At 65.5% G+C, this 23,379-nt stretch carries 20 protein-coding genes; 6 read left to right on the forward strand and 14 right to left on the reverse strand.

Going from position 1 to position 23,379, the window contains the following annotated elements:
* Window positions 1-17: 17 nt before the first annotated feature.
* The 11 genes from CK230_RS14320 to CK230_RS14370 all read right to left on the reverse strand — a co-directional run bounded on the left by CK230_RS14320 (window position 18) and on the right by CK230_RS14370 (window position 12,154).
* Window positions 18-830 carry an enoyl-CoA hydratase family protein gene (locus tag CK230_RS14320; protein ID WP_095817798.1) on the reverse strand — a complete coding sequence of 271 codons (813 nt, stop codon included), beginning with the start codon at window positions 828-830 and terminating at the stop codon, window positions 18-20.
* The gene (locus tag CK230_RS14325; protein ID WP_095817799.1) at window positions 827-1,291 is read right to left on the reverse strand and encodes a MarR family transcriptional regulator; all 465 of its coding nucleotides are present in this window, start codon (window positions 1,289-1,291) and stop codon (window positions 827-829) included. Before CK230_RS14325 ends, CK230_RS14320 begins: the two co-directional genes overlap by 4 nt.
* Window positions 1,285-2,058: an SDR family NAD(P)-dependent oxidoreductase gene (locus CK230_RS14330; protein ID WP_095817800.1), complete on the reverse strand. Its 774-nt coding sequence runs from the start codon at window positions 2,056-2,058 to the stop codon at window positions 1,285-1,287. Before CK230_RS14330 ends, CK230_RS14325 begins: the two co-directional genes overlap by 7 nt.
* Complete coding sequence (locus CK230_RS14335; protein ID WP_095817801.1) at window positions 2,055-4,349, reverse strand: bifunctional salicylyl-CoA 5-hydroxylase/oxidoreductase; 2,295 nt, start codon at window positions 4,347-4,349, stop codon at window positions 2,055-2,057. Before CK230_RS14335 ends, CK230_RS14330 begins: the two co-directional genes overlap by 4 nt.
* A gap of 136 nt (window positions 4,350-4,485) precedes the next feature.
* Entirely contained in the window at window positions 4,486-5,085 is a 600-nt protein-coding gene (locus tag CK230_RS14340) for a VOC family protein (RefSeq protein ID WP_095817802.1), read from the reverse strand.
* Window positions 5,086-5,165: 80 nt separating this feature from the next.
* On the reverse strand, window positions 5,166-5,990 hold the full coding sequence (locus tag CK230_RS14345; protein ID WP_095817803.1) for an ATP-binding cassette domain-containing protein: 825 nt from the start codon (window positions 5,988-5,990) through the stop codon (window positions 5,166-5,168).
* Window positions 5,983-6,861, reverse strand: a complete 879-nt coding sequence (locus CK230_RS14350; protein ID WP_245429910.1) for an ABC transporter ATP-binding protein — start codon at window positions 6,859-6,861, stop codon at window positions 5,983-5,985. Before CK230_RS14350 ends, CK230_RS14345 begins: the two co-directional genes overlap by 8 nt.
* A gap of 8 nt (window positions 6,862-6,869) precedes the next feature.
* Complete coding sequence (locus CK230_RS14355) at window positions 6,870-7,718, reverse strand: ABC transporter permease (RefSeq protein ID WP_095817805.1); 849 nt, start codon at window positions 7,716-7,718, stop codon at window positions 6,870-6,872.
* Complete coding sequence (locus tag CK230_RS14360; protein ID WP_095817806.1) at window positions 7,711-8,718, reverse strand: ABC transporter permease; 1,008 nt, start codon at window positions 8,716-8,718, stop codon at window positions 7,711-7,713. Before CK230_RS14360 ends, CK230_RS14355 begins: the two co-directional genes overlap by 8 nt.
* 190 nt (window positions 8,719-8,908) lie before the next feature.
* Window positions 8,909-10,435, reverse strand: coding sequence for an ABC transporter substrate-binding protein (locus tag CK230_RS14365; protein ID WP_095817807.1), 1,527 nt, complete (start codon window positions 10,433-10,435; stop codon window positions 8,909-8,911).
* Window positions 10,436-10,579: 144 nt separating this feature from the next.
* On the reverse strand, window positions 10,580-12,154 hold the full coding sequence (locus CK230_RS14370; protein ID WP_095817808.1) for an NAD(P)/FAD-dependent oxidoreductase: 1,575 nt from the start codon (window positions 12,152-12,154) through the stop codon (window positions 10,580-10,582).
* 119 nt (window positions 12,155-12,273) lie between these two features.
* Between CK230_RS14370 and CK230_RS14375 the strand changes: the two genes are divergently transcribed.
* The 5 genes from CK230_RS14375 (at window position 12,274) to CK230_RS14400 (ending at window position 19,240) form a co-directional block, all read left to right on the forward strand.
* Window positions 12,274-13,065, forward strand: a complete 792-nt coding sequence (locus tag CK230_RS14375) for a cyclase family protein (RefSeq protein ID WP_095817809.1) — start codon at window positions 12,274-12,276, stop codon at window positions 13,063-13,065.
* Between the two features lie 307 nt (window positions 13,066-13,372).
* Complete coding sequence (locus tag CK230_RS14385) at window positions 13,373-14,944, forward strand: NAD(P)/FAD-dependent oxidoreductase (protein ID WP_095817810.1); 1,572 nt, start codon at window positions 13,373-13,375, stop codon at window positions 14,942-14,944.
* A complete protein-coding gene (locus CK230_RS14390) occupies window positions 14,944-15,426 on the forward strand; it encodes a MarR family transcriptional regulator (RefSeq protein ID WP_095817811.1) in 483 nt (160 codons plus the stop codon). The genes CK230_RS14385 and CK230_RS14390 overlap by 1 nt, the downstream gene beginning before the upstream one ends.
* A 45-nt stretch (window positions 15,427-15,471) precedes the next feature.
* Window positions 15,472-17,625: an indolepyruvate ferredoxin oxidoreductase subunit alpha gene (locus tag CK230_RS14395; protein WP_095817812.1), complete on the forward strand. Its 2,154-nt coding sequence runs from the start codon at window positions 15,472-15,474 to the stop codon at window positions 17,623-17,625.
* A complete protein-coding gene (locus tag CK230_RS14400) occupies window positions 17,618-19,240 on the forward strand; it encodes an indolepyruvate oxidoreductase subunit beta family protein (protein ID WP_095817813.1) in 1,623 nt (540 codons plus the stop codon). The genes CK230_RS14395 and CK230_RS14400 overlap by 8 nt, the downstream gene beginning before the upstream one ends.
* Here the strand turns inward: CK230_RS14400 and CK230_RS14405 are convergent.
* The gene (locus CK230_RS14405; protein ID WP_095817888.1) at window positions 19,230-19,676 is read right to left on the reverse strand and encodes a pyridoxamine 5'-phosphate oxidase family protein; all 447 of its coding nucleotides are present in this window, start codon (window positions 19,674-19,676) and stop codon (window positions 19,230-19,232) included. The genes CK230_RS14400 and CK230_RS14405 overlap by 11 nt on opposite strands.
* A gap of 285 nt (window positions 19,677-19,961) precedes the next feature.
* Here CK230_RS14405 and CK230_RS14410 point away from each other — a divergent pair, with 285 nt between their 5' ends.
* Window positions 19,962-20,225 (forward strand): hypothetical protein, encoded by a 264-nt coding sequence (locus tag CK230_RS14410; protein WP_095817814.1) that lies wholly within the window; start codon window positions 19,962-19,964, stop codon window positions 20,223-20,225.
* Between the two features lie 349 nt (window positions 20,226-20,574).
* Here CK230_RS14410 and CK230_RS14415 read toward each other — a convergent pair whose 3' ends face one another.
* Window positions 20,575-21,813 (reverse strand): DUF1501 domain-containing protein, encoded by a 1,239-nt coding sequence (locus CK230_RS14415; protein WP_095817889.1) that lies wholly within the window; start codon window positions 21,811-21,813, stop codon window positions 20,575-20,577.
* A gap of 81 nt (window positions 21,814-21,894) precedes the next feature.
* A complete protein-coding gene (locus tag CK230_RS14420; RefSeq protein WP_095817815.1) occupies window positions 21,895-23,364 on the reverse strand; it encodes a DUF1800 family protein in 1,470 nt (489 codons plus the stop codon).
* Window positions 23,365-23,379 lie beyond the last annotated feature (15 nt).

Consider the following 23,379-nt stretch of genomic DNA (forward strand, 5'->3'; position numbering starts at 1 on the left):
CGAAAACCGATCATCATCTAGTCCCCCTCGAATACCGGCTTTTCCTTGGCGACAAACGCCTTGTACGCCCGCTCGAAATCGCCGGTCTGCATGCAGATCGCCTGCGCTTGCGCTTCCGCTTCGATCGCCTGGTCGAGACCCATCGACCATTCCTGGTTGAGCTGCGTCTTGGTGATGCCATGCGCGAAGGTCGGGCCTGAAACGATCCGCGCCGCCATGTCGAGCGCGTCGGCTTCGAGCGCTGCCGCAGCGACCAGGCGGTTGTAGAAGCCCCAGCGTTCGCCTTCGGCAGCGCTCATGGTTCGGCCGGTATAGAGCAACTCGGCGGCGCGGCCCTGGCCGATGATGCGCGGCAGGATCGCGCAGGCGCCCATGTCGCAGCCGGCGAGGCCGACCCGGGTGAACAGGAACGCGGTTTTCGCTTCCGGTGTCGCGATACGGATGTCAGAGGCCATGGCTATGATCGCGCCGGCGCCGACGGCCACGCCGTCGACGGCGGAAATGATCGGCTTGCCGCAGTTCAGCATCGCCTTGACGAAGTCACCGGTCATGCGCGTGAAGGCCAGCAGCTGCTTCATGTCCATCTTGACCAGCGGCCCGATGATGTCGTGGACATCGCCGCCCGAGCAGAAATTTCCGCCATTGGGCAGGAACACCACCGCGTCGACATCGTCTGCATAGACGAGCTCGCGAAACATGTCGCGCAGCTCGGCATAGCTGTCGAAGGTCAGCGGATTCTTGCGCTCGGGTCGGTCGAGCCGGACTTTCGCGACCCGGCCGTCAACCTCCCAGAGAAAATGCTTCGGCTTGAGCCTGGCCATGGCGCTCATTCGCGTCCCTCCCAATTGCTGCGGAACGATTTCAGCATGCCGGCGAGCTGCCGCGCTTCGTCGTCGCTGACACCGCCGAGCAGCTCGCCGACCCAGCCCTCATGCACGGCCGCGATCGTCGCGAAAGACTTGGCGCCTTCCTCGGTCAGCCGCACCATCGAGGTGCGGCGGTCGCCGTTGCGGCGCGCGCGTGTCACCAGCCCTTCCGAAACCAGGCGGTCGACGATGCCGGTGACGTTGCCGTTCGACACCAGAAGGAAGCGCGACAGGTCGCTCATCAGCATCCCTTCCGGCACGCGATAGAGCGCCGCCATCACGTCGAAGCGCGGCAGCGTGGTGTCGAACTCCTTCTTCAGCCGCTCGCGCAGTTCGGCCTCGATGGTGCGCGAGGCGCGCAGCAGCCTGATCCAGAGCCTCAGCCTCTCCTTGCCCGGCCCGGTGGATGTCGGTCCCGCTACCATGTCTCGCCTCCGGAGATGGAGATTGCCTGTCCGGTGATCGATCGCGCCGTATCGCTGCACAGCCACAGCACCGCGTCTGCGACCTCGTTCGGCTGAATAAAACGCCCTTGCGGATTCGTCGCCGACAGGCTCTGCCGTGCTTCTTCCACCGAGCGGCCGGTCTTCTCGACGATGCGTTGGATTGATTCCTCCAGCATGTCGGTTTCGACGAAGCCGGGGCAGACGGCGTTGACCGTCACGCCCGACTTGGCCGTCTCAGCGGCCAAGGCGCGCATCAGCCCGACGATGCCATGCTTGGCGGCCACATAGGGCGCGACATAGGCGTAGCCCTTCAGGCCAGCGGTCGAGGCGACGAAGACAATTCGGCCTGCCTTTCGCCCGAGCATGCCGGCCAGCGCCGGCTTCACCGTAAGGAAGGCGCCGGTGAGGTTGACGTCGAGCGTGCGTTGCCAGTCGGCCAAAGACGTCTTGTGCGCCGGCGCGCTGCCGGCCATGCCGGCATTGGCGACGACGATGTCGAACGGTCCGCGCCCGGCCTCGGCTTGTTGATAAAGGGCCGCCATCGACGCCTCGTCGGTGACGTCGGCGGCAATACCGAGGATGCGGTCGCTTGCGCGAGCCACCTTGGCAAGCTCCGCCTCGCGCCGCCCGCAGATGGTTACGTTCACGCCGGCTTCCGCCAGCGCCAACGCTATGGCCTTGCCGACGCCGGAGCCGCCACCGGTGACCAGCGCATGCTTGCCGTCGATTGTCCGCGCGGCGCTCATACTTTCAGCCCCGCCGCCGCTTCGCGCTCGGCCAGCCGGTAGATCTGGTCGCGTCCGGGCAGATAGGGATCCGGCCATTTGACGCCGCGATCGCCGAGCGTGACCGCGGCATGCAGCGTCCAGTAGGGGTCGGCAAGATGCGGGCGCGCCAGCGCCACAAGATCGGCGCGTCCGGCCATCAGGATCGAGTTGGCATGATCCGGCTCGTAGATATTGCCAACCGCCATCGTCGCCATGCCGACCTCATTGCGGATGCGGTCGGAGAACGGCGTCTGGAACATGCGGCCATAGACCGGCTTGGCGGCGATCGAGGTCTGTCCGGCCGAGACGTCGCAAAGATCGACGCCGGCCTCGCGTAGCAACCTGGCGATCTCGACCGCGTCCGCCGGCGTCACGCCCTCGATGCCGACCCAGTCATTGGCCGAGATGCGCATCGAGATCGGCTTTTCCGCCGGCCACACCGCGCGCACCGCGTGGAAGATCTCCAGCGGATAGCGCATGCGGTTCTCCAGCGAGCCGCCATAGTCGTCGGTGCGCCGATTGGTCAGCGGTGTGATGAAGGCCGACAGCAGATAGCCATGCGCGGCATGGATCTCCAGCATGTCGAAGCCGCAACGCCCGGCCATCTCGGCCGAGGCGACAAACTGATCGCGGACCATGTCCATGTCGGCGCGGTCCATCGCCTTTGGCACCTGGTTGTTCGGCGACCATGGCACGGCCGAGGGCGCCATCACCAGCCAGTTGCCGGAGGGGAGCGGTACGTCGGTTCCTTCCCAGCCGACGCGGGTCGAGCCCTTGGCGCCGGAATGGCCGATCTGCGCGCAGATTTTTGCTTCGGTCTCGGCATGGACGAAATCGACCAGCCGCTTCCAGGCGACTTCGTGCTCGGGTTTGTAGAAGCCGGGGCATCCGGGCGTGATGCGTCCCTCTGGGCTGACGCAGGTCATCTCGATATAGAGCAGCCCCGCGCCGCCCTTGGCGCGCTCGGCATAGTGGGAAAAATGCCAGTCGGTCGGGCAGCCGTCGACCGCCTTGTACTGCGCCATCGGCGAAACGACGATGCGGTTGGTGAGCGTCATGTCGCGCAGCCTGAACGGCGCGAACATCGGCGCGCGACGCAACATGTTGCCGCCGGCTCCGGCCTTGCGCTGGAACCACTCCTCGGCGCCGGCCAGCCATTCGGCGTCGCGCAGGCGCAGGTTCTCGTGGCTGATGCGCTGCGAGCGGGTGAGCAGCGAATAGTTGAACTGAACTGGATCAAGTCCGAGATATCGTTCGACTTCCTCGAACCATTCAAGAGAGTTGCGCGCCGCCGATTGCAGCTTGAGCACCTCGGTGCGCCGCGCATCCTCATACTTGCGGAAGGCAGCCTCGAGGTTGGGCTCGGCTTCGACATAGTCGGCCAGCGCCACCGCGCTTTCGAGCGCCAGCTTAGTGCCGGAACCGATCGAGAAATGTGCCGATGCCGCCGCATCGCCCATCAGCGCCAGGTTCTTGTACGACCAGCGCTCGCACAGGACGCGCGGGAAGTTGATCCAGGCCGACCCCCTTATGTGGTTGGCGTTGGTCATCAGCGGGTGGCCGCCGAGATGCTTTTGGAAGATGCGCTCGCAGACCGCGATCGATTCCTGCTGCGTCATCTGGCCGAAGCCGAACGCAGCCCAGGTCTGCTCGCTGCATTCGACGATGAAGGTCGCGGTCTCGCTGTCGAACTGGTAGGCATGTGCCCACACCCAGCCATGCTCGGTCTTCTCGAAGATGAAGGTGAAGGCGTCGTCGAATTTCTGCGTGGTGCCGAGCCACACGAACTTGCACTTGCGTGTGTCGATGTCGGGCTTGAACACATCGGCGAAAGTGGCCCGGGATTTCGAGTTGAGCCCATCCGCCGCGACCACCAGGTCATGCGTTTCCATGAAAGGTTTCGGGTCGGAAATCTCGGTCTCGAACTGCAGCTTGATGCCGAGCTCGCGAGCGCGGCGCTGCAACAGGATCAGCAGCCGCTTGCGGCCGATGCCGCAGAAGCCATGGCCGGAGGAGACGGTGCGCACGCCGTCATGGATGACCGCGATGTCGTCCCAATAGGCGAAATGCTTCTTGATCCAGACCGCGCTGACCGGGTCGTTCCTGGTCAGGTTCTCCAGCGTCTCCGCCGACAACACCACGCCCCAGCCGAACGTGTCGTCCGGCCGGTTGCGCTCATAGACTGTCACATCATGCGCGGCATCGCGCAGCTTGAGCGAGATGGCAAAATAGAGTCCGGCCGGTCCGCCGCCGAGAACCGCAACCTTCATGTCTTGCGATCTCCTCTTCGCTCAGGAGTCGCCGGCAAAGCCGACGATCTCCAACGATCAGTATCGCGCCCAAGGAAAATTATTTCAAGCTTAAAGTTTTACAATTGAACGATGGTTTGGGCAGGGGCGGTTGAGGTCATTTGGTCGGATCCTTCGGGCTCCACAACACGGTCTCCGCATCCTTCTCATAAGCCATGCCCTGCGGGTAGCTGATCGCTTCGAGCTGCAGGCCCCACGGCGCCTGGAAATAGAGGATGGTCTGGCCGGCCGCGGGACCTTCCTTCACCGGCAACGGTCCCAGCCTGGTCTTCACGCCCTTGCCGTCGAGATAGGCCTTCGCGGCGGCGACGTCGTCGACATAGAAGGCGATGTGGAAGCCGCCGATGTCGCTGTTCTTCGGCGTCAGGTCCTTCTGGTCGGGCGCGGTGTATTTGAACAATTCGATGTTCGATCCAGTGCCGCAGCGGACCAAGGTGATCTCCTCGATCACCGCCTTCGGATCGACGCCGAGCAGGTCCTGCATGAAGGTGCCCTTGTCGTCGGCAAACGGGCCGAACGACATCGCCTTCTTGCAGCCGACGATAGTGGTGAAGAAATCGACGGCCTGCTTCATGTCGGGCACGGTGATGCCGGTATGGTCGTGCCCGCGCATGCCGGGGATCGAATCCGCCGATGCCGCTCCCATTGCGCCGAACAAGGAGGCCGCGAGGACCGCTGCCTGGATTGCGTATTTCATGTCACCCTCCGTTGGCGGGCTGACTTGTCCTTGCGCACATCCGAGGCCCGCTGGTCGGCGTGCGGCTATCGAAGCTCACTTCATGCCGGCGCCTTGGGCCGCAGCCAGTCCGGATCGATCTCCGGCAGCGGAATGGCGGCGAGCAGGTCGCGCGTGTAAGTCTCCTTCGGGTTGTCGAACAGCGCGTCCGTGACGCTGGCCTCGACGATCCTGCCTTCGCGCATGACGATGACCTGTTGGCAGAGCCGCCGGATCACCGACAGATCGTGGCTGATGAAGGCAACCGTCAGCCCCATCTCGGCCGCCAGCTTTTCCAGCAGCGTCAGGATCTGCGCCTGCGTCGAAACGTCGAGGCCGGAGACGATCTCGTCGGCCAGCACGAATTTCGGCGACAGCGCCAGCGCCCGTGCGATGCCGACGCGCTGGCGCTGGCCACCCGACAGCTCGTGACGGTAGCGGCTGGCAAAGCTCTGCGGCAGGCCGACGCGCTGCAGGGCTTCCGCGACGCGTTCCTTCAGCCTGTCGCCAAGCCCGTTCTGCCTCAAGGGGGCTGCAATGATGTTGAAGATCGTATGCCGCGGATTGAGCGACGACATAGGATCCTGGAAGATCATCTGCAGGTCGCGGCGCAGCGGCCTCAACTGGGCTTCCGAAAGACGGCTGATGTCGCGCCCCTCGAAGCTGATCGAGCCGGCGCTCGGCTCGAGCAGCCTGACCAGGGCGCGGCCGAGCGTCGACTTGCCGGAGCCGGACTCGCCGACGATCCCGGTGACCGAGCCCTTGGGCAGGTCGAAGTCGAGCCCTTTCAGGATTTCCGCCAGCGGCGCCCGGCCGATCAGCGGCTTGCGCGTCATGTCGGGCAGCGCCACTTTCAGCCCCCGCACGGAAAACAGCGGCTCAGCCATGGCCGGGCCTCCAGTCCTTGTCGGCGGCCGCGATCTCGGCCGTGAGCCCGGCAAGCACGCTCTCGTCCACCGGCTTCAGCGACGCGTATGGATCGGTGTAGCGCGGCGTCGCCGCGATCAGAGCGCGCGTGTAGGCGTGCTGCGGAGCGGCGAAGAGCTGAGCGGTCTCGGCCTCCTCCACCACCTTGCCGGCATAGAGCACCGACACTTTCTGGCTGATCTTGGCGACGACGCCGAGATCGTGGGTGACGAACAGGATCGCGGTGCCATGGTCGCGCTGCAACTGCGCGATCAGCCGCAGGATCTGCTTCTGCACGGTGACGTCCAGCGCCGTCGTCGGCTCGTCGGCGACGATCAGCCTCGGTTCCGCCGCGAAGGCGGCCGCGATCAGCACGCGCTGGCGCATGCCGCCGGAGAGTTCATGCGGATAGCTCTTCCGCACGCGCTCGGGGTCGCGGATCTGCACCTCGTCGAGCAATTGCCGGATGCGTTTGTCCGCCCGCTCGCCGCTCCAGCCAAGGGTGCGCACCAGCCGGTCGGTCATCTGCGGGCCGATGCGGCGCGACGGGTTGAGCGCGGTCAGCGGATCCTGCGGGATCAGCGCCGTGCGCGCGCCGATCAGGTTCCGTCGGGCCTTGGCATCGAGGCGGCCGAGATCCTCGCCTTCGATCAGCATCTCGCCTTCGACGACACGCACGCTTTTCGGCAGCACGCCGAGCACCGCCTTGCCGATCATCGTCTTGCCGGCGCCGCTTTCGCCGACCAGCGCGCGCACCTCGCCCGGCTGCACGGTGAGCGACACCGAGCGCAGCACGCGCTGGCCGTTGGGCAGCACGGCGCTCAAACCGCGGATGTCGAGACATGGTTCCATATTGGCGCTCATCGCAGCACCGGATCGAAGCGCGCCTTCAGCGCTTCGCCGAACTGGCTGAAGGAGAGCACGGTGAGGATCAGCGTGATCAGCGGGAACACCAGCACCCACCAGGCCTGATGGATCGACAGCCGGCCCTCGGCGATGATGCTGCCCCAGGTCGGATCGTCGGTCGAGATCGACAGATTGACGAATGACAGGATCGCCTCGACGATGACGGCGATGCCCATTTCGAGCGACAGCAGCGCGACCACCGACGGCAGCACATTGGGCAGCACCTCGCGCAGCATGATGCCGATGCGACCATAGCCGGCGACGCGCGCGCTCTCGACATAGTCCATGCGCGCCTGACTCATCGCCTCGGCGCGGATTACCCGGCAGAAGCGCGTCCAGTCGATGATCGCAATGGCGAGGATGACGGAGCTCAGCCCCGTGCCCAGCACCGCGACCAGCAGGATCGCGAACAGCACCGGCGGGAAGGCCATCCACACATCGACGATACGCGAGATGATGCGGTCGGCCCAGCCGCCGAAATAACCGGCGATCAGCCCCAGCGCTGAGCCGATGAAGCATGCAGAGATCGCCGCGGCGAAGGCGACGATGAAGGCGATGCGGCCGCCGAAGATCAGCCGCGACAACAGATCACGTCCCAGGCTGTCGGTGCCCAGCCAATAGCCGGGCTCGGCGCCGTCCAGCCAGAACGGCGGCAGCCGCTCCAGCATCAGGTCCTGCGCCAGCGGATCCTGCGGCGCGACCAGCGGCGCGAAGATCGCCGCCAGTAGCGCCAAGAGCAGCCAGCCGCCGGCCAGCCAGAGCCTCGGGCTCAAACCGCGTCGCGGGATGCGCGCCTCATCCATGGCGCAGCCTCGGATTGAGCAGCGCATACATCATGTCGACGGCAAGGTTGATCAGCACGAAGAGCAGCGCGAACACCAGCACGATGCCCTGGATCAGCGGCAGGTCGCGGTTGATGACGGCGTCGATCGCCATGTTGCCGAGGCCCTCATAGGAAAACAGCCGCTCGACGATGACGGTGCCGCCGATGAGGAAGGTGAACTGCACGCCGGCCAGCGTCAGCGTCGGCAATGCGGCGTTCTTCAGCGCCTCGCGCAGGATGACCTGCGTCTCGGAAAAGCCCTTCACCCGGGCGAGCACGACATAGTCGAGGTCGAGCACTTCCTTCAGCGACTGTTTGAGCAACTGTGCGATGATCGCCGCCAGCGGCAGCGCGAGCGCGACGGCGGGCATCAGCATGTGCTTGAGCAGATCCCAGGTGAGATCGAAGCGCAGCCTGAGGATACTCTCGACCAGGTAGAATTGCGTAACAAAGGGCAGGTCGAGCTCGGGCGACACCCGACCGGAAATGTCGAAGACAGGCACCAGAACACCGAACAAAAGGATCAGCACCAGGCCCCACAGGAAATCGGGAATGGAGAGCGTCGCGCCGCTGGCGATGTCGATGCCCGCTTCGATCGCCGTGCCGCGCGAGCGCGCGCCGAGGATCGCGGCCGTGGCGCCGATCGCGATCGCCATCAGCAGCGCCACGGTCGCCAGCTCCAGTGTCGCCGGCAGCCGGTCGAAGACCAGGCCGAGCACGTCCTGGCGCAGCGAGATCGAGGTGCCGAAATCGCCATGCAGCACGCCGCCGAGCCAGATGAAAAATTGCTGCACGATTGACTTGTCGAGCCCATAGAGCGCGCGCAGCCGGGCGATGTCGTCATCGCTGGCACCAGGCGGCAGCATCATGGCGATCGGATCGCCGGGCGCCACGCGGATGACGACGAAGACGACGATGGCGACGCCAAAAAGCGTCACCAGCATCGTCAACAGACGAACGAGAAATCTCTGCAGCAGCATGCGTGCGTAATCACTCTGAACGGACTCCCCCTCATCCAGGCGCTTCGCGACCACCTTCTCTCCGGTGGGGAGAAGAGGCTGGCTCAGCCGTCGGCGACCTCTTCTCCCCTCGGGGAGAAGGTGGCCCGAAGGGCCGGATGAGAGGGCTGCGTCGTTGAAGGAGACACGCTACCGCGCCTCCTCATCTCGATCAGGCCGGGGTCATCAGCGCCGGCAGCAGCGCGCCGGACACGTGCTGCACGACATTGACCTTCTTCGAATGCACGATCGGTTGCGCATATTGGATCAGCGGCAGCACATAAGCCTGTTCGGCGATATATTTGTCGACGGCCTTCCAGCCGGCGATGCGCTTGGCCTCGTCCTTCTCGCCCCACAGCGGGTTGATCATGTCGACAAGGTCCTTGCTGTCCCACACCGAATGCGGGCTCGGGCCGTACATGGCGAAGCCTGTCGAGGTGGTCGGGTCGCCGATGGAGTTGCCCCAATTGTAGAAGGCGGCCGGCGCCAGCTTGTCGGCGGCGCGCAGCTCGTAATGCTTGGCGATCTCATAGACCTCGATATTGGCCTCGATGCCGACCTTGCGCCACATGCCGACGATCGCCTGGATCATCTCATAGTCCTTGGGCTTGAAGCCCTTGGTGGTCTGGATGGTGAACTTGACCGGCTTCTTGGTCGAATAGCCGGAAGCGGCAAGCAATTCCTTGGCTTTCTCCGGGTTGTGCTCGACCTTGATCGACGGGTCGAAGGCCGTGTATTCCGGCGTCTCCAGCGTCGCGATCGGCTGGCCGTAGCCGCGCAGCAGCCGCTTGACCAGGAGTTCCTTGTCCACTGCCATCACGGCCGCCTGCCGGACATTCTTGTCCAGCATCGCCTCGATGTCGTTGAAGAAAATCATGCCGATGTCGGAGACGTTCTTGATCGAGCCGGCGAGCCCGCTCTTCTTGATGAGGCGGTCATATTCCTCATAGGGGATTTCAAGCGTCACCTGCGAAGAGCCGGACTCGATCTCGGCGACACGGCTCGCCGCGTCGGTGACAAATTTGATCGTCACATTCTCGAAGGCCGGCTTGGTGCCCCAATAGTGCGGATTGGCCTTCAGCCGCAGGAAGGCGTTACGCTCGAACTTGTCGACCATATAGGGACCGGTGCCGATCGGCGCCTTCTCGAAGCCGTCCGCGCCGACCTTCTCGTAATAGGCCTTGGGCAGGATGTAGCCGGTCAGGAACGACATCCATTTGAAATAGACCGGGTCGAACTGCACCACGTCGCCGGTGATCTTGTTGCCGTCGATCTTGAAGTTGTTGACGTTCTTCCAGACGAACTGGATCGGGTTGCCGGTCTTCTCGTCGCCGGCGCGGGTCAGCGACCACACGACGTCTTCGGGCGTGAAGGGCGAGCCGTCATGCCATTTGACGCCCTCGCGCACCGTCATCGTCACCTTGGTGCGGTCGTCGTTCCAGCCCCATTCGGTGAGCAGTCCGGGCGTGAAGGAAAGGTCCGGCTTCTGGCCGATGATTTGGTCGAACACCGACTGGTAGAGGCCCTGGATGGTCGGGTTCACCGCCGAGGGGCCGGTGGTCGGATCCCAGGACGGCAGGTTGACGTTGTAGGCGATGGTGAGCTCGCCAGCCGCCTTGGCCGCCCTCGGCAGGCCGAGCATCGCCGCGCCGATTGCGGCGGCGCCATATCCAAGCAAGTCACGTCTGTTGATGGTCATGGTCGTTCCCCTTGTTGGTTGTCATTGTGCGCGGCGTTTTCATTCGGTAGTGGGCAACCGCGCCTTGTCCATCCCGGAATTCTAGCTCTTTGTTGGAGCATGATCTTTCTCCGAAAACCGGTTCCCACTTTTCGGGATCATGCTCTAGTTCCCTCCCAGCTGTTGGGCGAGCATGAAGCCGGAGCCCGCGCCCGTGCCGGCGCCCGGCCATGTCGCGGCGCCGGTGAGGTAGAGGTTCGCGACCGGCGTGTTCCAGCGCGCGAAGCCGCGCGCCGGGCGGAACAGGAAATTCTGCGCCAGATGGTGGCTGCCGCAGATCTGGTCCCCGCCCACGAGGTTCGGGTTTTCGCGCTCAAGATCGAGCGGCGAGAAGATCGCGCGGCCAAGGATTTTCTGTCGCAGGCCCGGCGCATAGCTCTCGATGATGTCGAGCACGCGCTCCGCATAGGCGTCCTTGACTATATCCCAATGCGCCGGCGCGATTTTGCCGGCCGCGTCTCCGGCAATCTCCGCCGGCAGCATGCGCACCTGCACCCACAGCACATGCTTGCCTTGCGGCGCCCGCGACGGGTCGACGGCCGTCGGCTGGCCGACCACCAGCACGGGCTGGTCGGGCAGCAGGCCGGCGATCGCCTGCTGGTAGACGCGCGACATGGCGTCGAGCGACGGCGCCAGATGCACATAGGCGAACTGGCGAAGCTCGGCGCCGGTACTCCAGTCGGGCAAATCGTCCATCGCCAGGTGGATCATCATCGTGCCGGGCGCATGACGGAATTTCAGCATCGCCGCATCAAAGCCGGCGTCGCCTGAGCCGTTGGGCAGCAGCTTGCCCGTCAGCGCTTTCGGCGCGACGCCGGCAATGACGGCCTTGGTCGCGAAATGGGTTTCGCCCGATGCCAGCCGCACGCCGGTCGCCCTGCCGCCGGAAACCATGATTTCGGCGACATCCGCGCCGGTCGTGATCTGGCCGCCGGCCGCCTTCACCATGCCGGCCAGGGCGCGGATGATCGTATCGGCGCCCCCCTTGCCCAGCACCATGCCGAAACTCTGGTTGGCCATCGATTCCAGATAGGAGAACACAGCGCCGCCGGCGATGTCGGGCGCGAAGTCGAGATGCATGCCCCAGGCCGCGAGCGTGGTGCGGACATGCGGCGTCTTGAAATTTTCCTCCAGCCATGCGCGCGGCGAGGAGAGCAGCAATCGAGCCGTATCCAGCGCGCCGGCAAGACCTTTCTTGCGCCAGAGATTCCAGCCTATGCCGGCCGGCGCCCGCGCGCTCATCGGCGAACCCAGCAGCCGGAACAGATGTTCGGCCTCACCCGGGAAGGCGGCGAACAGTTTCCGCCATGTGGCCGCGTCCTCTGCGGAGAAGGCGGCCAGCCGAGTAGCGGTTTTTTCGAGGTCGTTGCTGACACCGAACCATTTCCCATCCGGGAAGGCGCTGGCGAAACAATCGGCCACAGGCGCGAACTCCAACCCATGGCTTTTCAATTCATTTGCATATTTCCGGTGAAAGGCGGAGCCGGCGAAGAGGCTCAAATTCATCGCGCCGAAATCGTGCCGGAAGCCGGGAAGCGTGTATTCGCCGGTTTGCACGGCACCGCCGATCGTCTGGCTGCGCTCGAAAATCGCTATTTTCCAGCCTTTGAGCGCCAGATGCGCGGCGCATGCCAGACTGTTGTGGCCCGCCCCGATCAAGATGGCGTCGAACTCGCTCACGCCCCGCCCCAAAATGCTTTATGCTTAAAGATAATTGCAGATGCATATGTTTTCGTCTAGTAGGTATATTAAGGGCCGCAACGAGCCTTGATCGTCAGAGACAAGAGGGAACAAAGACCATGGACACGCAGAAACTCCTCGGCGAGGTCGCCGGCCAGCTGCTCTCGGGCGCCATCAAGGTGGTCGACCTGACGGCGCCGCTCGGACCGAACACGCCGCTGATCAAGTTGCCGCCGGAACTCGCCGTCGACACGCCGAAGGTCGAGATCCATGAGATTTCCAAATACGACAAGAACGGTCCGTGGTGGGCCTGGAACTGGCTGAAGCTCGGCGAGCATTCCGGCACGCATTTCGATGCGCCGCAGCACTGGATCACCGGCAAGGACTATCCGGACGGCGCCACCGACACCATTCCGGCGCAGAATTTCATCGGCCCGGTCAATGTCATCGACTGCTCGAAAGAGGCGGCCGCCGATCACGACTTCCTGCTCACCGTCGACCACATCAAGGCCTGGGAGGCCACGCACGGCGCCATCAACCCCGGCGAGTGGGTGGTGATGCGCACCGACTGGTACAAGCGCAACGGCTCCGAAGCCGAGTTCCTCAACGCCAACGAGACCGGCCCGCACACGCCCGGCCCGACGGCCGAAGCCATCCAGTTCCTGATAGCCAAGGACATCAAGGGCTGGGGCTCGGAGACGATCGGCACCGATGCCGGCAAGGCCGGCGGCATGGAGCCGCCGTTCCCGGCGCACACGCTGATGCACAAGGCCAACCGCTATGGGCTCGCCAGCCTCTGCAATCTCGACCAGCTGCCGCCGAAGGGCGCGATCCTGATCGCCGCTCCGCTCAAGATCGAGCGCGGCACCGGCAGCCCGATCCGGGCGCTGGCGCTGGTGCCGGGCAAGTAAGGCGAGGCGGCGGTCTTCGGGAGAAGATCATGGTCGCAAGCGATGGAGTGATGGATTTGGAGCGGCCGTCTTGGAGCGCTGGCGCTCTACGGCGCCCCCCTCTGTCCTGCCGGACATCTCCCCCACAAGGGGGGAGATTGGCAGTTTTGGCGCCCCGCTCGATCCTGCAGCGCGGGCAATTGGCGAAAGCCGCGATGACAGCTGATCCCCCCCCTTGTGGGGGAGATGTCCGGCAGGACAGAGGGGGGCGCGAAGGAACTCGGCTTTGCGCCATTGACCTTCAACTGCCGGCACATGGGATCCCTCAATGACCGACGTCGATCACATCATCGTCGGCAGCGGCATCAACGCCCTGGTCTGCGCGGCGATGCTTGGCGCCAAGGGCGCCAAGGTGCTCGTGCTCGAGCGCAACGACCGCATTGGCGGCTGCATGCGCACCGAGGAGATCACCGCGCCGGGCTTCGTCCATGACGTGATGGCGACGACCTTCGTGCTGTTCATCACCTCGCCGGCCTTCGCCGCGCTCGGCAAGGACCTTGCGCGGCACGGGCTGGAGTTCTGCCACACCGCCACGCCGACCGGTGTGCTCACGCCCGATGGCAGCCATGCCGTGCTCTCCACCGATCGCGCCGCCAACATTGCGGCGCTGAACCGGATCGTCTCCGGCGACGGCGACCGTCACGGCATCGATGTCGGCGACATCGAGCGCAATGCCGCGCTGCTGTTCGGCCTGCTCGGCGGCGCGCTCTGGTCCTACCCGACAACCAAGCTGCTGGCCGGCGAGGCCTGGCGGCGCGGCCCGCGCAACCTCGCCGCCTTCATGGGCGAGGCGCTGGTGCCTGCGCGCGGCTGGCTGGAAACGACTTACAATTCCGACACGATCCGCGCGCTCTGGGCGCCCTGGGTGCTGCATGCCGGGCTCGGCCCGGAAGACGCCTTCTCCGGCCAGATCGCCAAGGTCATCGCCTTCGCGCTGGAGGCGGCAGGCGCGCCGATCGTCAAGGGCGGCGCGAAAAACCTGCTCGCCGCCTTTGAGGCGCTGATCAGGGAACGCGGCGGCGAGATCCGCGTCAACGCCGATGTCACCTCGATCGTCCAGGCCGGTGGCCGCGCCTCCGGCGTGCGGCTCGCGCCCGGCGAGACGGTGAGCGCGGCGAAGAGCGTCATCTGCTCGGTCACGCCGACACAGCTCTACGGCCGCCTGCTCGGCAGGGATGCGCCGCAGGCAGCAACCAAGGCCACGCAGTCCTATCGCTACGGCAAAGGCAATTTCCAGATCCACTATGCGCTGAACAAGCCGCCGGCCTGGCGCCGCGAGGGCCTCGACAAGGTGGCGCTGCTGCATCTGACGCCGGGTTTGGACGGCGTTTCCAAAGCCTGCAACGAGGCGGTGCGCGGCCTGCTGCCGGAAGTGCCGACCATTTGTGTCGGCCAGCCGCATGCGCTCGACCCATCGCGCTGCCCGGAAGGCAAGGCGATCCTGTGGCTGCAGCTTCCGGAAGCGCCGCGCCACATCAAGGGCGATGCCGCCGGCAAGCTGGAGGCGCCCGCCGACGGGCGCTGGAACGAAGCGCTTCGCGAGGCCTATGCCGACCGCGCCGAAGCAATCCTTGCCAACCACATCGACGGTTTCCGCGGCACGATCATCGCGCGCCGCGCCTATTCGCCGGCCGATCTCGAAGCGATGAACATCAACCTCGTCGGCGGCGATCCCTATAGCGGCTCGTCGACCATCGACCAGTCCTTCCTGTGGCGGCCGTTCAAGGCGAGCCGCAACCATGAGACCGGCATCAAGGGCCTCTACCATATCGGCGCCTCGACCCATCCGGGCGCCGGCCTTGGCGGCGGCTCCGGCTTTCTTCTGGCGGGGAGGCTCTGATGGATCAGAAACCTCTCGAAAAGCGTCAGCGCATCTCGACCCTCGGCCAGATCGGCCTGCAGCAATTCGCGCCCTATCTGATGAACCGCATCATGGGCCGCTACAACGCCACTTTGCGCGACGACTTCCGCAAGCAGGGCCTGACCATTCCGCAGGTGCGGACGCTCGCCGTGCTCTCGGTCACCGACGGCGTCACCGTCAACGACCTGTCGGTCTATACGGTGATCGAGCAGTCGACCTTGAGCCGCACGCTCGACACGCTGGAAGGCCAGGGCCTGGTGAGGCGCGAGCAGGGCGTCACCGACAGCCGCATCCGCCATGTTTTCCTGACCGACGACGGGCGGGCGCTGTTCACCCGCGCCTGGCCGGCCATGCATGACGCCTTCGAGGCGATGTTCGACGGCGTCGACGATGCCGAATACGCCGCGCTGATCGCGATCCTGCAGAAGATGCTGAAGAATATCCGCAAGCACGACATCTGAGTTGACGTACGCGCCGCGTGATTGCGGCAACGGAAGGAGGCAGGGATGGCCGAACGGTCTTTTGCCAAGGAAGTCGAAAAGCTGAGGCTCGGCTCCGGCGAGGAATTCGCCGGCGAGGGCATCCTCGCCATCACCAAGGCGCTGCTGCAATGCGGCGTCGGCTATGTCGGCGGCTACCAGGGCGCGCCGATCAGCCATCTAATGGATGTGCTGGCCGACGCGCAGGACATCCTGGGCGAGCTCGGCGTGCATTTCGAGGCGAGCGCCTCGGAGGCAACCGCCACGGCAATGCTCGCCGCTTCGGTGCATTACCCGATCCGGGGCGCGGCCACCTTCAAGTCGACGGTCGGCACCAATGTCGCTTCCGACGCGCTGGCGAATTTGGCGTCCGGCGGCGTCACCGGCGGCGCACTGATCATCGTCGGCGAGGATTATGGCGAGGGCTCCTCCATCATGCAGGAGCGCAGCCACGCCTTCGCCATGAAGAGCCAGGTGTGGCTGCTCGATCCGCGCCCGAACCTGCCCTCGATCGTCAAGGCGGTCGAGGACGGCTTCGAACTGTCCGAGGCGTCGAACACACCCGTGATGCTGCAGGTGCGCATCCGCTGCTGCCACGTGCATGGCCACTTCACCGCCAAGGACAACAAGCGCCCGCCAATGTCGGTCGCCGACGCGCTGTCGGCGCCACGCCGCGACACCGGCCGCATCGTGCTGCCGCCCGCCTCCTTCCTGCATGAGAAGGAGAAGGTTGCCAAGCGCTGGCCGGCGGCGGTCGATTTCATCAAGAGCCGCAAGATCAACGAGATGTTCGGGCCGGACCACGGCTCGGTCGGCATCGTCATGCAAGGCGGCATGTACAATTCCGTCATCCGCGCGCTGCAGCGGCTTGGCCTTGCCGACATCTATGGCGACACCGACGTGCCGCTCTATGTGCTCAACGCCGTCTATCCGTTGGTCGACGACGAGTTCCTGTCCTTCTGCGAGGGCAAGCAGGCGGTGCTGGTCGTCGAGGAGGGGCAGCCCAACTATATCGAGCAGGCTTTCGCGGCCATGCTGCACAAGGCCGGGCGCGGCACCAAGCTGGTCGGCAAGGAGCATTTGCCGATGGCCGGCGAATATACTGGGCAGGTGATGCTCGACGGCATCGGCTCCTTCCTGCGCGCCAACGCCCCGCACCTGCTGCCCGGCGAGGTGCGTGCGCCGAACAAGCTGGGCGAGGGCGTCGACACCGCCGACCTGATCAATGTCGTGCCTGGACGTCCTCCGGGCTTCTGTGTCGGCTGCCCAGAGCGGCCGATCTTCGCGGCCACAAAACTGGTCGAGCAGGAACTCGGCAAGCACCACATCGCCTCCGATATAGGCTGCCATTTGTTCTCGATCATGCCGCCCTTCGAGCTCGGCGCCACGACGATGGGCTACGGGCTTGGGCCGGCCTCGGCCTCCGCCTTCAACTCGCCGGAAGCAAAACGCCGTTCGATCTCCTTCGTCGGCGACGGCGGCTTCTGGCACAATGGCCTGACCTCCTCGATCGGCAACGCCGTCTTCAACAAGAATGACGGCGTCATCGTCATCGTCGACAATTTCTACTCGGCCGCCACCGGCGGGCAGGACATCCTGTCGTCGCGCGCCAACAACCGCACCAAGTCGACAAAACATCCCATCGATGAAGCGGTGAAGGGCATGGGCGTCAAATGGCTGCGCCACATCGACCGCACCTATGATGTCGGCAAGATGCGCGCCGCGCTGCGCGAGGCGCTGACGACCGAGGAGAAGGGGCCGAAGGTCATCGTCGCCTCGTCCGAATGCATGCTCAACCGCCAGCGCCGCGAGAAGCCGCTGGTCGACAAGGCGATCAAGGGCGGCGAGCGCGTGGTGAAGCCGAAATTCGGCGTCGATGAGGACATCTGCACCGGCGACCATGCCTGCATGCGGCTCTCCGGCTGTCCGTCGCTGTCGGTCAAGTCGCTCGACGATCCGCTACGCGACGATCCGGTGGCCTCGATCGACCAGAACTGCGTCGGCTGCGGCAATTGCGGCGAGGTGGCGGACGCCGCCGTGCTATGCCCGTCCTTCTACCGCGCCGATGTCGTCAACAATCCCGGCCGCTGGGACCGTTTCCTGGAAAGCGCCCGCCGCGCCGTGATCGGCCTGCTGCAGCGCCGCCGCGAGAGCCGCCGTTTGATGTTCGCCGATGCTTGACCCCAGCGCAGCGCTGCGCCCGAAGACGGGCGCCTCAAACGACGAGCGTGTGATAAAGCTCGCCGTACTCGCCGTCGGCGGCCAGGGCGGCGGCGTGCTCGCCGATTGGATCACCGATGTCGCCGAGCGCAACGGCTACATCGCGCAATCGACCTCCGTGGCGGGCGTCGCCCAGCGCACCGGGGCGACGATCTATTACATCGAGATGGCCCGCGACACCGGCCGGCTGCCGGTCTTCGCGCTATCGCCATCGCAGGGCGACGTCGACATCCTGATTGCCGCCGAGCTGATGGAAGCCGGCCGCGCCATCATCCGCGGCTTCGTCACGCCCGAGCGCACCACGCTGATCACCTCTTCGCACCGCATCGCCGCCGTCTCGGAAAAGATCGAACCGGGCGATGGCCGCGCCTCGTCGGAGAAGGTGCACGCGACGGCGCAAGCGGCGGCCAAGCGCTTCATCGCCTTCGACATGGAAAAGATCGCCGCCGACAACGGCACCATGATCTCGGCCAGCCTGCTCGGCGCGCTGGCCGGGTCCGATGCGTTGCCCTTCACCCGCGAAAGCTACGAGCAGGCGATCGGCGCCGGCGGCCGTGGCGTCAAGGCCAGCCTCGCAGCGTTTGGTGCCGCTTGCGATCGCGCGCGCGGCATCGCGGCCGCGCCAACAAGCGAGAAGGCGGCGAAGCCTGTCGCCGCCGAACTCAAGTCGACGGCGAAGGTCAGCGGCCCGGAAACCCTGCTTAAGGGCTGGCAAGGGCTTGCCGCCCGCGTCGCGGCGCTGCCGGAGCCGACGCGCGATATGGCCGAACGCGGCCTGAAAAAGGTCGTCGACTACCAGGACATCGCCTATGGCGGCGAATATCTCGACCGGCTGGACAAGGCGGTCGCGCTCGACAATGCGGAGCGCGGCTACGCGCTGTCGATCGCCGCGGCAAAGCATCTCGCCAATGCCATGTGCTACGACGACATGATCCGCGTCGCCGATCTGAAGACGCGCTCGACCCGCGACAAGCGCGTGCGCAAGGAGGTCGGCGTCAAGGAAGGCTCGGTGCTGCAGGTCACCGAATATTTCCATCCGCGCATCGAGGAGTTCTGCGGCACGCTGCCGGCGGGGCTCGGCAGCTACATCGAGAGCCGGCCGAAGCTTGCCGCCTTCCTCGACCGCCGCATCAATCGCGGCCGCCACATCCGCACCGACAGCTTTACCGGCTTCGCCATGCTCTGGTTCATCGGCGGCCTGCGCCGCTGGCGCCGCCGCCTGTTGCGCCACAAGGTCGAAGTCGAGCATCTCGAGCGCTGGTACGAACTGGCGCTCAGCCACGCGCGCAAGGACTACGCTTTGGCCACCGAAATCCTGAATTGCCGCCGCCTGATCAAGGGCTACAGCGATACCCATGCCCGCGCCCAGTCGAAATTCGACCGCGTGCTCTCGGCGCTGCCGATGCTCGAGGGGCGCGACGACGCCGCCGACTGGCTCCGCCGCCTGCGCGAGGCGGCTCTCAAGGACGAAAAGGGCGACATGCTGGACGGCGCGCTGAAGACGGTGGCGACGCTTGGCGCATACCCCGGTTCAGTAGACGCTCGGATTGCGGTCGCGAACCTGGCTACTCTGTAGCTTCCCGTCCCGAAATCTGCTCGACAAGAATCCTGAAAAAGATATGCGGCATGCTGTCCGAGGTGGCAGGCGAGACCGGCTTGAGCGCGCCGGGCTCCCACCAGTCGGTGTGCTTGCTCAACACCGACCATGCATGGTCGCGCTGAACCTTGTGGCCGATCCGGTCCGGCAGTTCCTCATAGCGGCCGTCGACGACCACGCTTTTCCACCCGCGCGCCTGTGTGCGTGCCGCCACTTGTGCGCACACCAAGGGATTGGCCCGCATCCAGTCGACCTTCTTGCCAAGCAGCGAAAACGCATAGAGGTGGCTGTCGGCATAGGCGTAATTGAAGGGCACGACATAGGGTTGTCCGTCCTTCACGCATGCCAGGTGTCCGGTGCGGTTTGCCGCCAGCAATTTCGTGCATTCCAAAGTGGAGAGCGTGCGGATCATCATCGCCATGAACTCCCGTCTTCAACCGGCCTCCAGCCGGTCTCCGCCGATCGGCCTTAATCAAACCTAGAGCGGGGCACGTCCTGGCTCCTTGATATGGATCAATTTGGTGCCGGCAATGGCCGCGACATGCCGTTTCAATGGCGCAACCGCGAGGCGCCGCGCGCCGAACCGCCGCGAGAGCGGAACCGTCGAACGGGGCTAACGAAGATGTGATCCGCACCGCTCCGACGGAATTCAGCCTTTCCTCCGTTTCACGGCGGTAGGGATGAATTACGGAGACGACGCATGTTCACAAGATACTTTCTGCCTATCGCCCTGGCCGCCGGCACTTTGATGCTGTCGGCCGCCGGCTCGCAATCCATGCCGCTTGTCAAGCCGGGTGCTGCACCGCTGCCGGTCGAGACCATCGGCTGGCGCTGCGGTCCCGGCTGGCACATGAACCGCTGGCGCAGATGCGTGCCGAACGGCCGGGTCCGCCCGATGCATGTACGCCACTGGCATCCCGGCTTTTGGTATCACGGCCGCTGGCATCGCGGTTTTTGGAGCTGATGATCGCTCCGGATCGCCATCGACGCCTGCGCTGGCAACGGCGCGGGCAATTTGGCTAAGGTCCCCACGCACAGGTTCGAAACCTCCGCGCCAGCGTTCGTGATTGGCAGCGGCCCCTCAGCCTCGTCATCCACGGGGCGGAGCAAGGAGCGAAGCGACGCAGCGCAGACCCGAGGATCCATTCCGTGACGTTGAGGCGTTGCCACGGTTCAGAATTCTGCTCCGCTGCGCCCTTCGGTGAAGGTAACGGAACGGATCCTCGGGTCTCCGCGTCCACTTCGCTCCCGCTCCGCCCGTGGATGACGAACTGACAGGCGGCGAAGCCATCTCTGACCGGCAAACCCAGGGCTCACACCACCAGATCCCGCATCGGCTTCACCGCAGCCGACTCCGGAAACACCTTGTCGCCAAGCACCGCTGCCGACAGCCCGAACTGGTCGGCAAGCAATCCCTTCAGCACCGCGCGCACATCGCTGGTCGGCGCGAGGTCGCGGCCTTCATAGAGCTGCGTCGGCTTCAGGCCCGGCCAGTCGGCGATGACGCGGCCGCCCTTGATCGCGCCGCCGGCCAAAAGCACCATCGTGCCGGTGCCGTGGTCGGTGCCGACGGTGCCGTTGATGCGCGCCGTGCGGCCGAACTCGGTGATGGTGACGACCGCCGTATCCTTCCAGCGCTCGCCGAGCCCTTTCTCGAATTCCTCGAACGCGCCGTCGAGGCCACCGAGCAGATTGGCGAGCCGCCCCGTCGCACCGCCTTCGTTGACATGCGTGTCCCAGCCGTCGAAGGCTAAAGCCGCGATACGCGGACCGTCATCGGCCGCCATCAGCCTTGCTGCGCCCTGCGCCGACTGGCGCATGCCGACGGCATTGTCGAGGCCGCCTTTCGGCTTCATCGTCTTGCCGTCGAGCTGATCGCCCATCGCCATGCGGTCGGCGTCGAGACCTTTCTGCAGGGCAGCAGCCAGCACCGGATCGCGATGGTTGTAGAGATCGAGCACCCGCTCGGCGAGCGCATCGCCGGGCGTCGGCAGCGCCTGCGGCGCCCAACCGAGCACAGGGGCGCCGCCTCGGATCACCAGCGGCGTCGAAGGCCCGACCGCCAGCCCGCCGAGCTTCGCCACGCGCTCGCCCGCCGGCAGGCTGTCCAGCGCTCGGTTGAGCCATCCGGTGGTGGCGTTGCCGGGGCCGGGGAGGCCGCTTTCCAGCACGTCCTGGCCGTCGAAATGCGAGCGGTCGCGGTAGCCGGTCGCCGCCGCATGTACCGCCGCCGCCTGGCCCGCTCTGAACAGCCGCGCAAACACCGGCATTGCCGGGTTGACGGCGAAGAAACCGTCGAGCGGCAATGCCGGGTTGGCGCCTGAGAGTGAAAGCGCGATGTCGCCATGCAGGCCGGCATAGTCCGGGTCGCCGACCGGCCCGATCGTCGACAGCCCGTCCAGCGCGCCGCGCAGCACGATGACGATCAGGCGCGGGTCGCGCTTGTCTGCTGCGCGCGCGAAGCGCGGCAGATAGGCCCAGGCAAACAGCGCCCCGCCGGTCATCAGCACCGCGCGGCGGGAGGAGTTTGGCATTTCGCAAAGGAGGCTCATGGCCATATCTCCACTAACTATTTGTTTTTACGCAATTCCGGACGGAAAACCGCTGCACACTTTTCCTGGAATTGCTCCAGGTCACCGCCGTTGGAATTCCGGCGCCATCAGCAACAGCGCCAGGCCCTGCTGCTTGGATTCGGCGCGCGAAATCGCCTGCCTCGTCTCGGTCGAGACGGACGTGCCGATCAGTAACGCCAGCATCTCGTCTGGATCGCCGATATCGTTCACCTGCTTCGCGGCCTGCCAGGCGGTGTCGAGACGCGTCTTCAGCCCCTCCGCCGAAGCCCAGGCGTCGGTGCTGTCGGAAAAGCCGTTCGGTCCCGTCGGCTGCCATAGCGGTTGGCCGAGCACGCTCAGCCAGCGAAGCGACCGCTGCAGTTCGTTGCCGGCGGTGGCGCCGACCGCCCGTCGCAGCGCCAAGACATAGTCCAAGGCCGAGCGCAGCTTCGTGAGCGGCGTCGACCAGGCTTCCGGCATGTCGATCAGCGTCAAGGCGATCGAGCGCAGATCGCCGTCGGTCCTGGCGAAGACCGAGGCCAGGCGGGCGATCGCCGCCGGCGGCGGATCGTCGGCGATGAAATGGCGCGCAAGCTTGTTGGCGATGTGCCGCGCAGTGGCCGGATGGCGGGCAATGTCGTTGAGCGCGGCCTCCGCTTGGCCCATGCCGCCGTCAGGATAGGTCTTGCCGAGCATCACGGCCTGGCCCGGCTGGTGCGCATTGGCGTTGAAGACGAAGCTTCCCGGCTCGCCCAGCCGCCCCTCGCGTCCAGCCATGGTCCAGCCGGTCAGCATGCCCGCGAAACTGGTGACGTCGGACTGGGCATAGCCGCTGCCGACGCCCAGCGTGTGCAGTTCCAGGATCTCGCGGGCAAGGTTCTCGTTGAGGCCGCGGCCGCGTCTTTTGCCGGCGCGCGAATTCGGCCCGATCGACTGCTGGTTGTCGAGATAGAACAGCATGGCTGGATGATGCTCGACCGCAAGCAGCATGTCGGCGAAACGGCCGAGCACGAAGGGGCGGATCGCCTCGCGCTCGAAGGCGCCGGCGCTCGCCCGCACGACCGGCGCCTTGGCGACGGAAACGCAGAAATGGTTCGACCAGAAGCCGACCAGGCGCTCGACGAAGCCGGGCGTCGCGGCGAGCGCCTTGCCGAACCGGGCCTGCGCCTCGTCCCGATAGATATCGGCCTCGACGCGCGGCACAGCGGGCTTGGCTTTTGTCACGGCCGGGCCGGCTGGATCATCCGCCGCCATCGGCTGCATGGCGGCCGCCGTCTTCTCATCCCGCGCCGCCTTGCGCTCCATGGCCGCCGTCATGCTGGCCTGGATCGCCGCCGTGCTGTCCAGCAACCCGGCATTCTTCGGGTCGTCGAGGGAAATCAGCGCGATGTCCCGCTGCCCGAGCTCGGCCTTGAGGTAGCCGCGCGGATCGGCGGCGATCTTGCCGAAATCGTCGCTTTGTCTCGCGCCGAGGCCGAAGCGGTGGAGCGCGACCAGAGCTGGATCCGGCGGCGTTGCATTTGATGCGGGTAAGGCCAATCCAGCCTCCATCTCGCCGGCCGGCGC

The organism is Mesorhizobium sp. WSM3859 (assembly GCF_002295065.1).
In the GTDB taxonomy this organism is placed as follows: Bacteria; Pseudomonadota; Alphaproteobacteria; order Rhizobiales; family Rhizobiaceae; genus Mesorhizobium.

What these genes read in the sequence shown, in the direction of transcription:
- CK230_RS14320 (WP_095817798.1), bottom strand. Translation starts at nt 830, where the DNA reads ATGAGCGCCATGGCCAGGCTCAAGCCGAAGCATTTTCTCTGGGAGGTT.
- CK230_RS14325 (WP_095817799.1), bottom strand. Translation starts at nt 1,291, where the DNA reads ATGGTAGCGGGACCGACATCCACCGGGCCGGGCAAGGAGAGGCTGAGG.
- CK230_RS14330 (WP_095817800.1), bottom strand. Translation starts at nt 2,058, where the DNA reads ATGAGCGCCGCGCGGACAATCGACGGCAAGCATGCGCTGGTCACCGGT.
- CK230_RS14335 (WP_095817801.1), bottom strand. Translation starts at nt 4,349, where the DNA reads ATGAAGGTTGCGGTTCTCGGCGGCGGACCGGCCGGACTCTATTTTGCC.
- CK230_RS14340 (WP_095817802.1), bottom strand. Translation starts at nt 5,085, where the DNA reads ATGAAATACGCAATCCAGGCAGCGGTCCTCGCGGCCTCCTTGTTCGGC.
- CK230_RS14345 (WP_095817803.1), bottom strand. Translation starts at nt 5,990, where the DNA reads ATGGCTGAGCCGCTGTTTTCCGTGCGGGGGCTGAAAGTGGCGCTGCCC.
- CK230_RS14350 (WP_245429910.1), bottom strand. Translation starts at nt 6,861, where the DNA reads ATGGAACCATGTCTCGACATCCGCGGTTTGAGCGCCGTGCTGCCCAAC.
- CK230_RS14355 (WP_095817805.1), bottom strand. Translation starts at nt 7,718, where the DNA reads ATGGATGAGGCGCGCATCCCGCGACGCGGTTTGAGCCCGAGGCTCTGG.
- CK230_RS14360 (WP_095817806.1), bottom strand. Translation starts at nt 8,718, where the DNA reads ATGCTGCTGCAGAGATTTCTCGTTCGTCTGTTGACGATGCTGGTGACG.
- CK230_RS14365 (WP_095817807.1), bottom strand. Translation starts at nt 10,435, where the DNA reads ATGACCATCAACAGACGTGACTTGCTTGGATATGGCGCCGCCGCAATC.
- CK230_RS14375 (WP_095817809.1), top strand. Translation starts at nt 12,274, where the DNA reads ATGGACACGCAGAAACTCCTCGGCGAGGTCGCCGGCCAGCTGCTCTCG.
- CK230_RS14385 (WP_095817810.1), top strand. Translation starts at nt 13,373, where the DNA reads ATGACCGACGTCGATCACATCATCGTCGGCAGCGGCATCAACGCCCTG.
- CK230_RS14390 (WP_095817811.1), top strand. Translation starts at nt 14,944, where the DNA reads ATGGATCAGAAACCTCTCGAAAAGCGTCAGCGCATCTCGACCCTCGGC.
- CK230_RS14395 (WP_095817812.1), top strand. Translation starts at nt 15,472, where the DNA reads ATGGCCGAACGGTCTTTTGCCAAGGAAGTCGAAAAGCTGAGGCTCGGC.
- CK230_RS14400 (WP_095817813.1), top strand. Translation starts at nt 17,618, where the DNA reads ATGCTTGACCCCAGCGCAGCGCTGCGCCCGAAGACGGGCGCCTCAAAC.
- CK230_RS14405 (WP_095817888.1), bottom strand. Translation starts at nt 19,676, where the DNA reads ATGATGATCCGCACGCTCTCCACTTTGGAATGCACGAAATTGCTGGCG.
- CK230_RS14410 (WP_095817814.1), top strand. Translation starts at nt 19,962, where the DNA reads ATGTTCACAAGATACTTTCTGCCTATCGCCCTGGCCGCCGGCACTTTG.
- CK230_RS14415 (WP_095817889.1), bottom strand. Translation starts at nt 21,813, where the DNA reads ATGAGCCTCCTTTGCGAAATGCCAAACTCCTCCCGCCGCGCGGTGCTG.
- CK230_RS14420 (WP_095817815.1), bottom strand. Translation starts at nt 23,364, where the DNA reads ATGGAGGCTGGATTGGCCTTACCCGCATCAAATGCAACGCCGCCGGAT.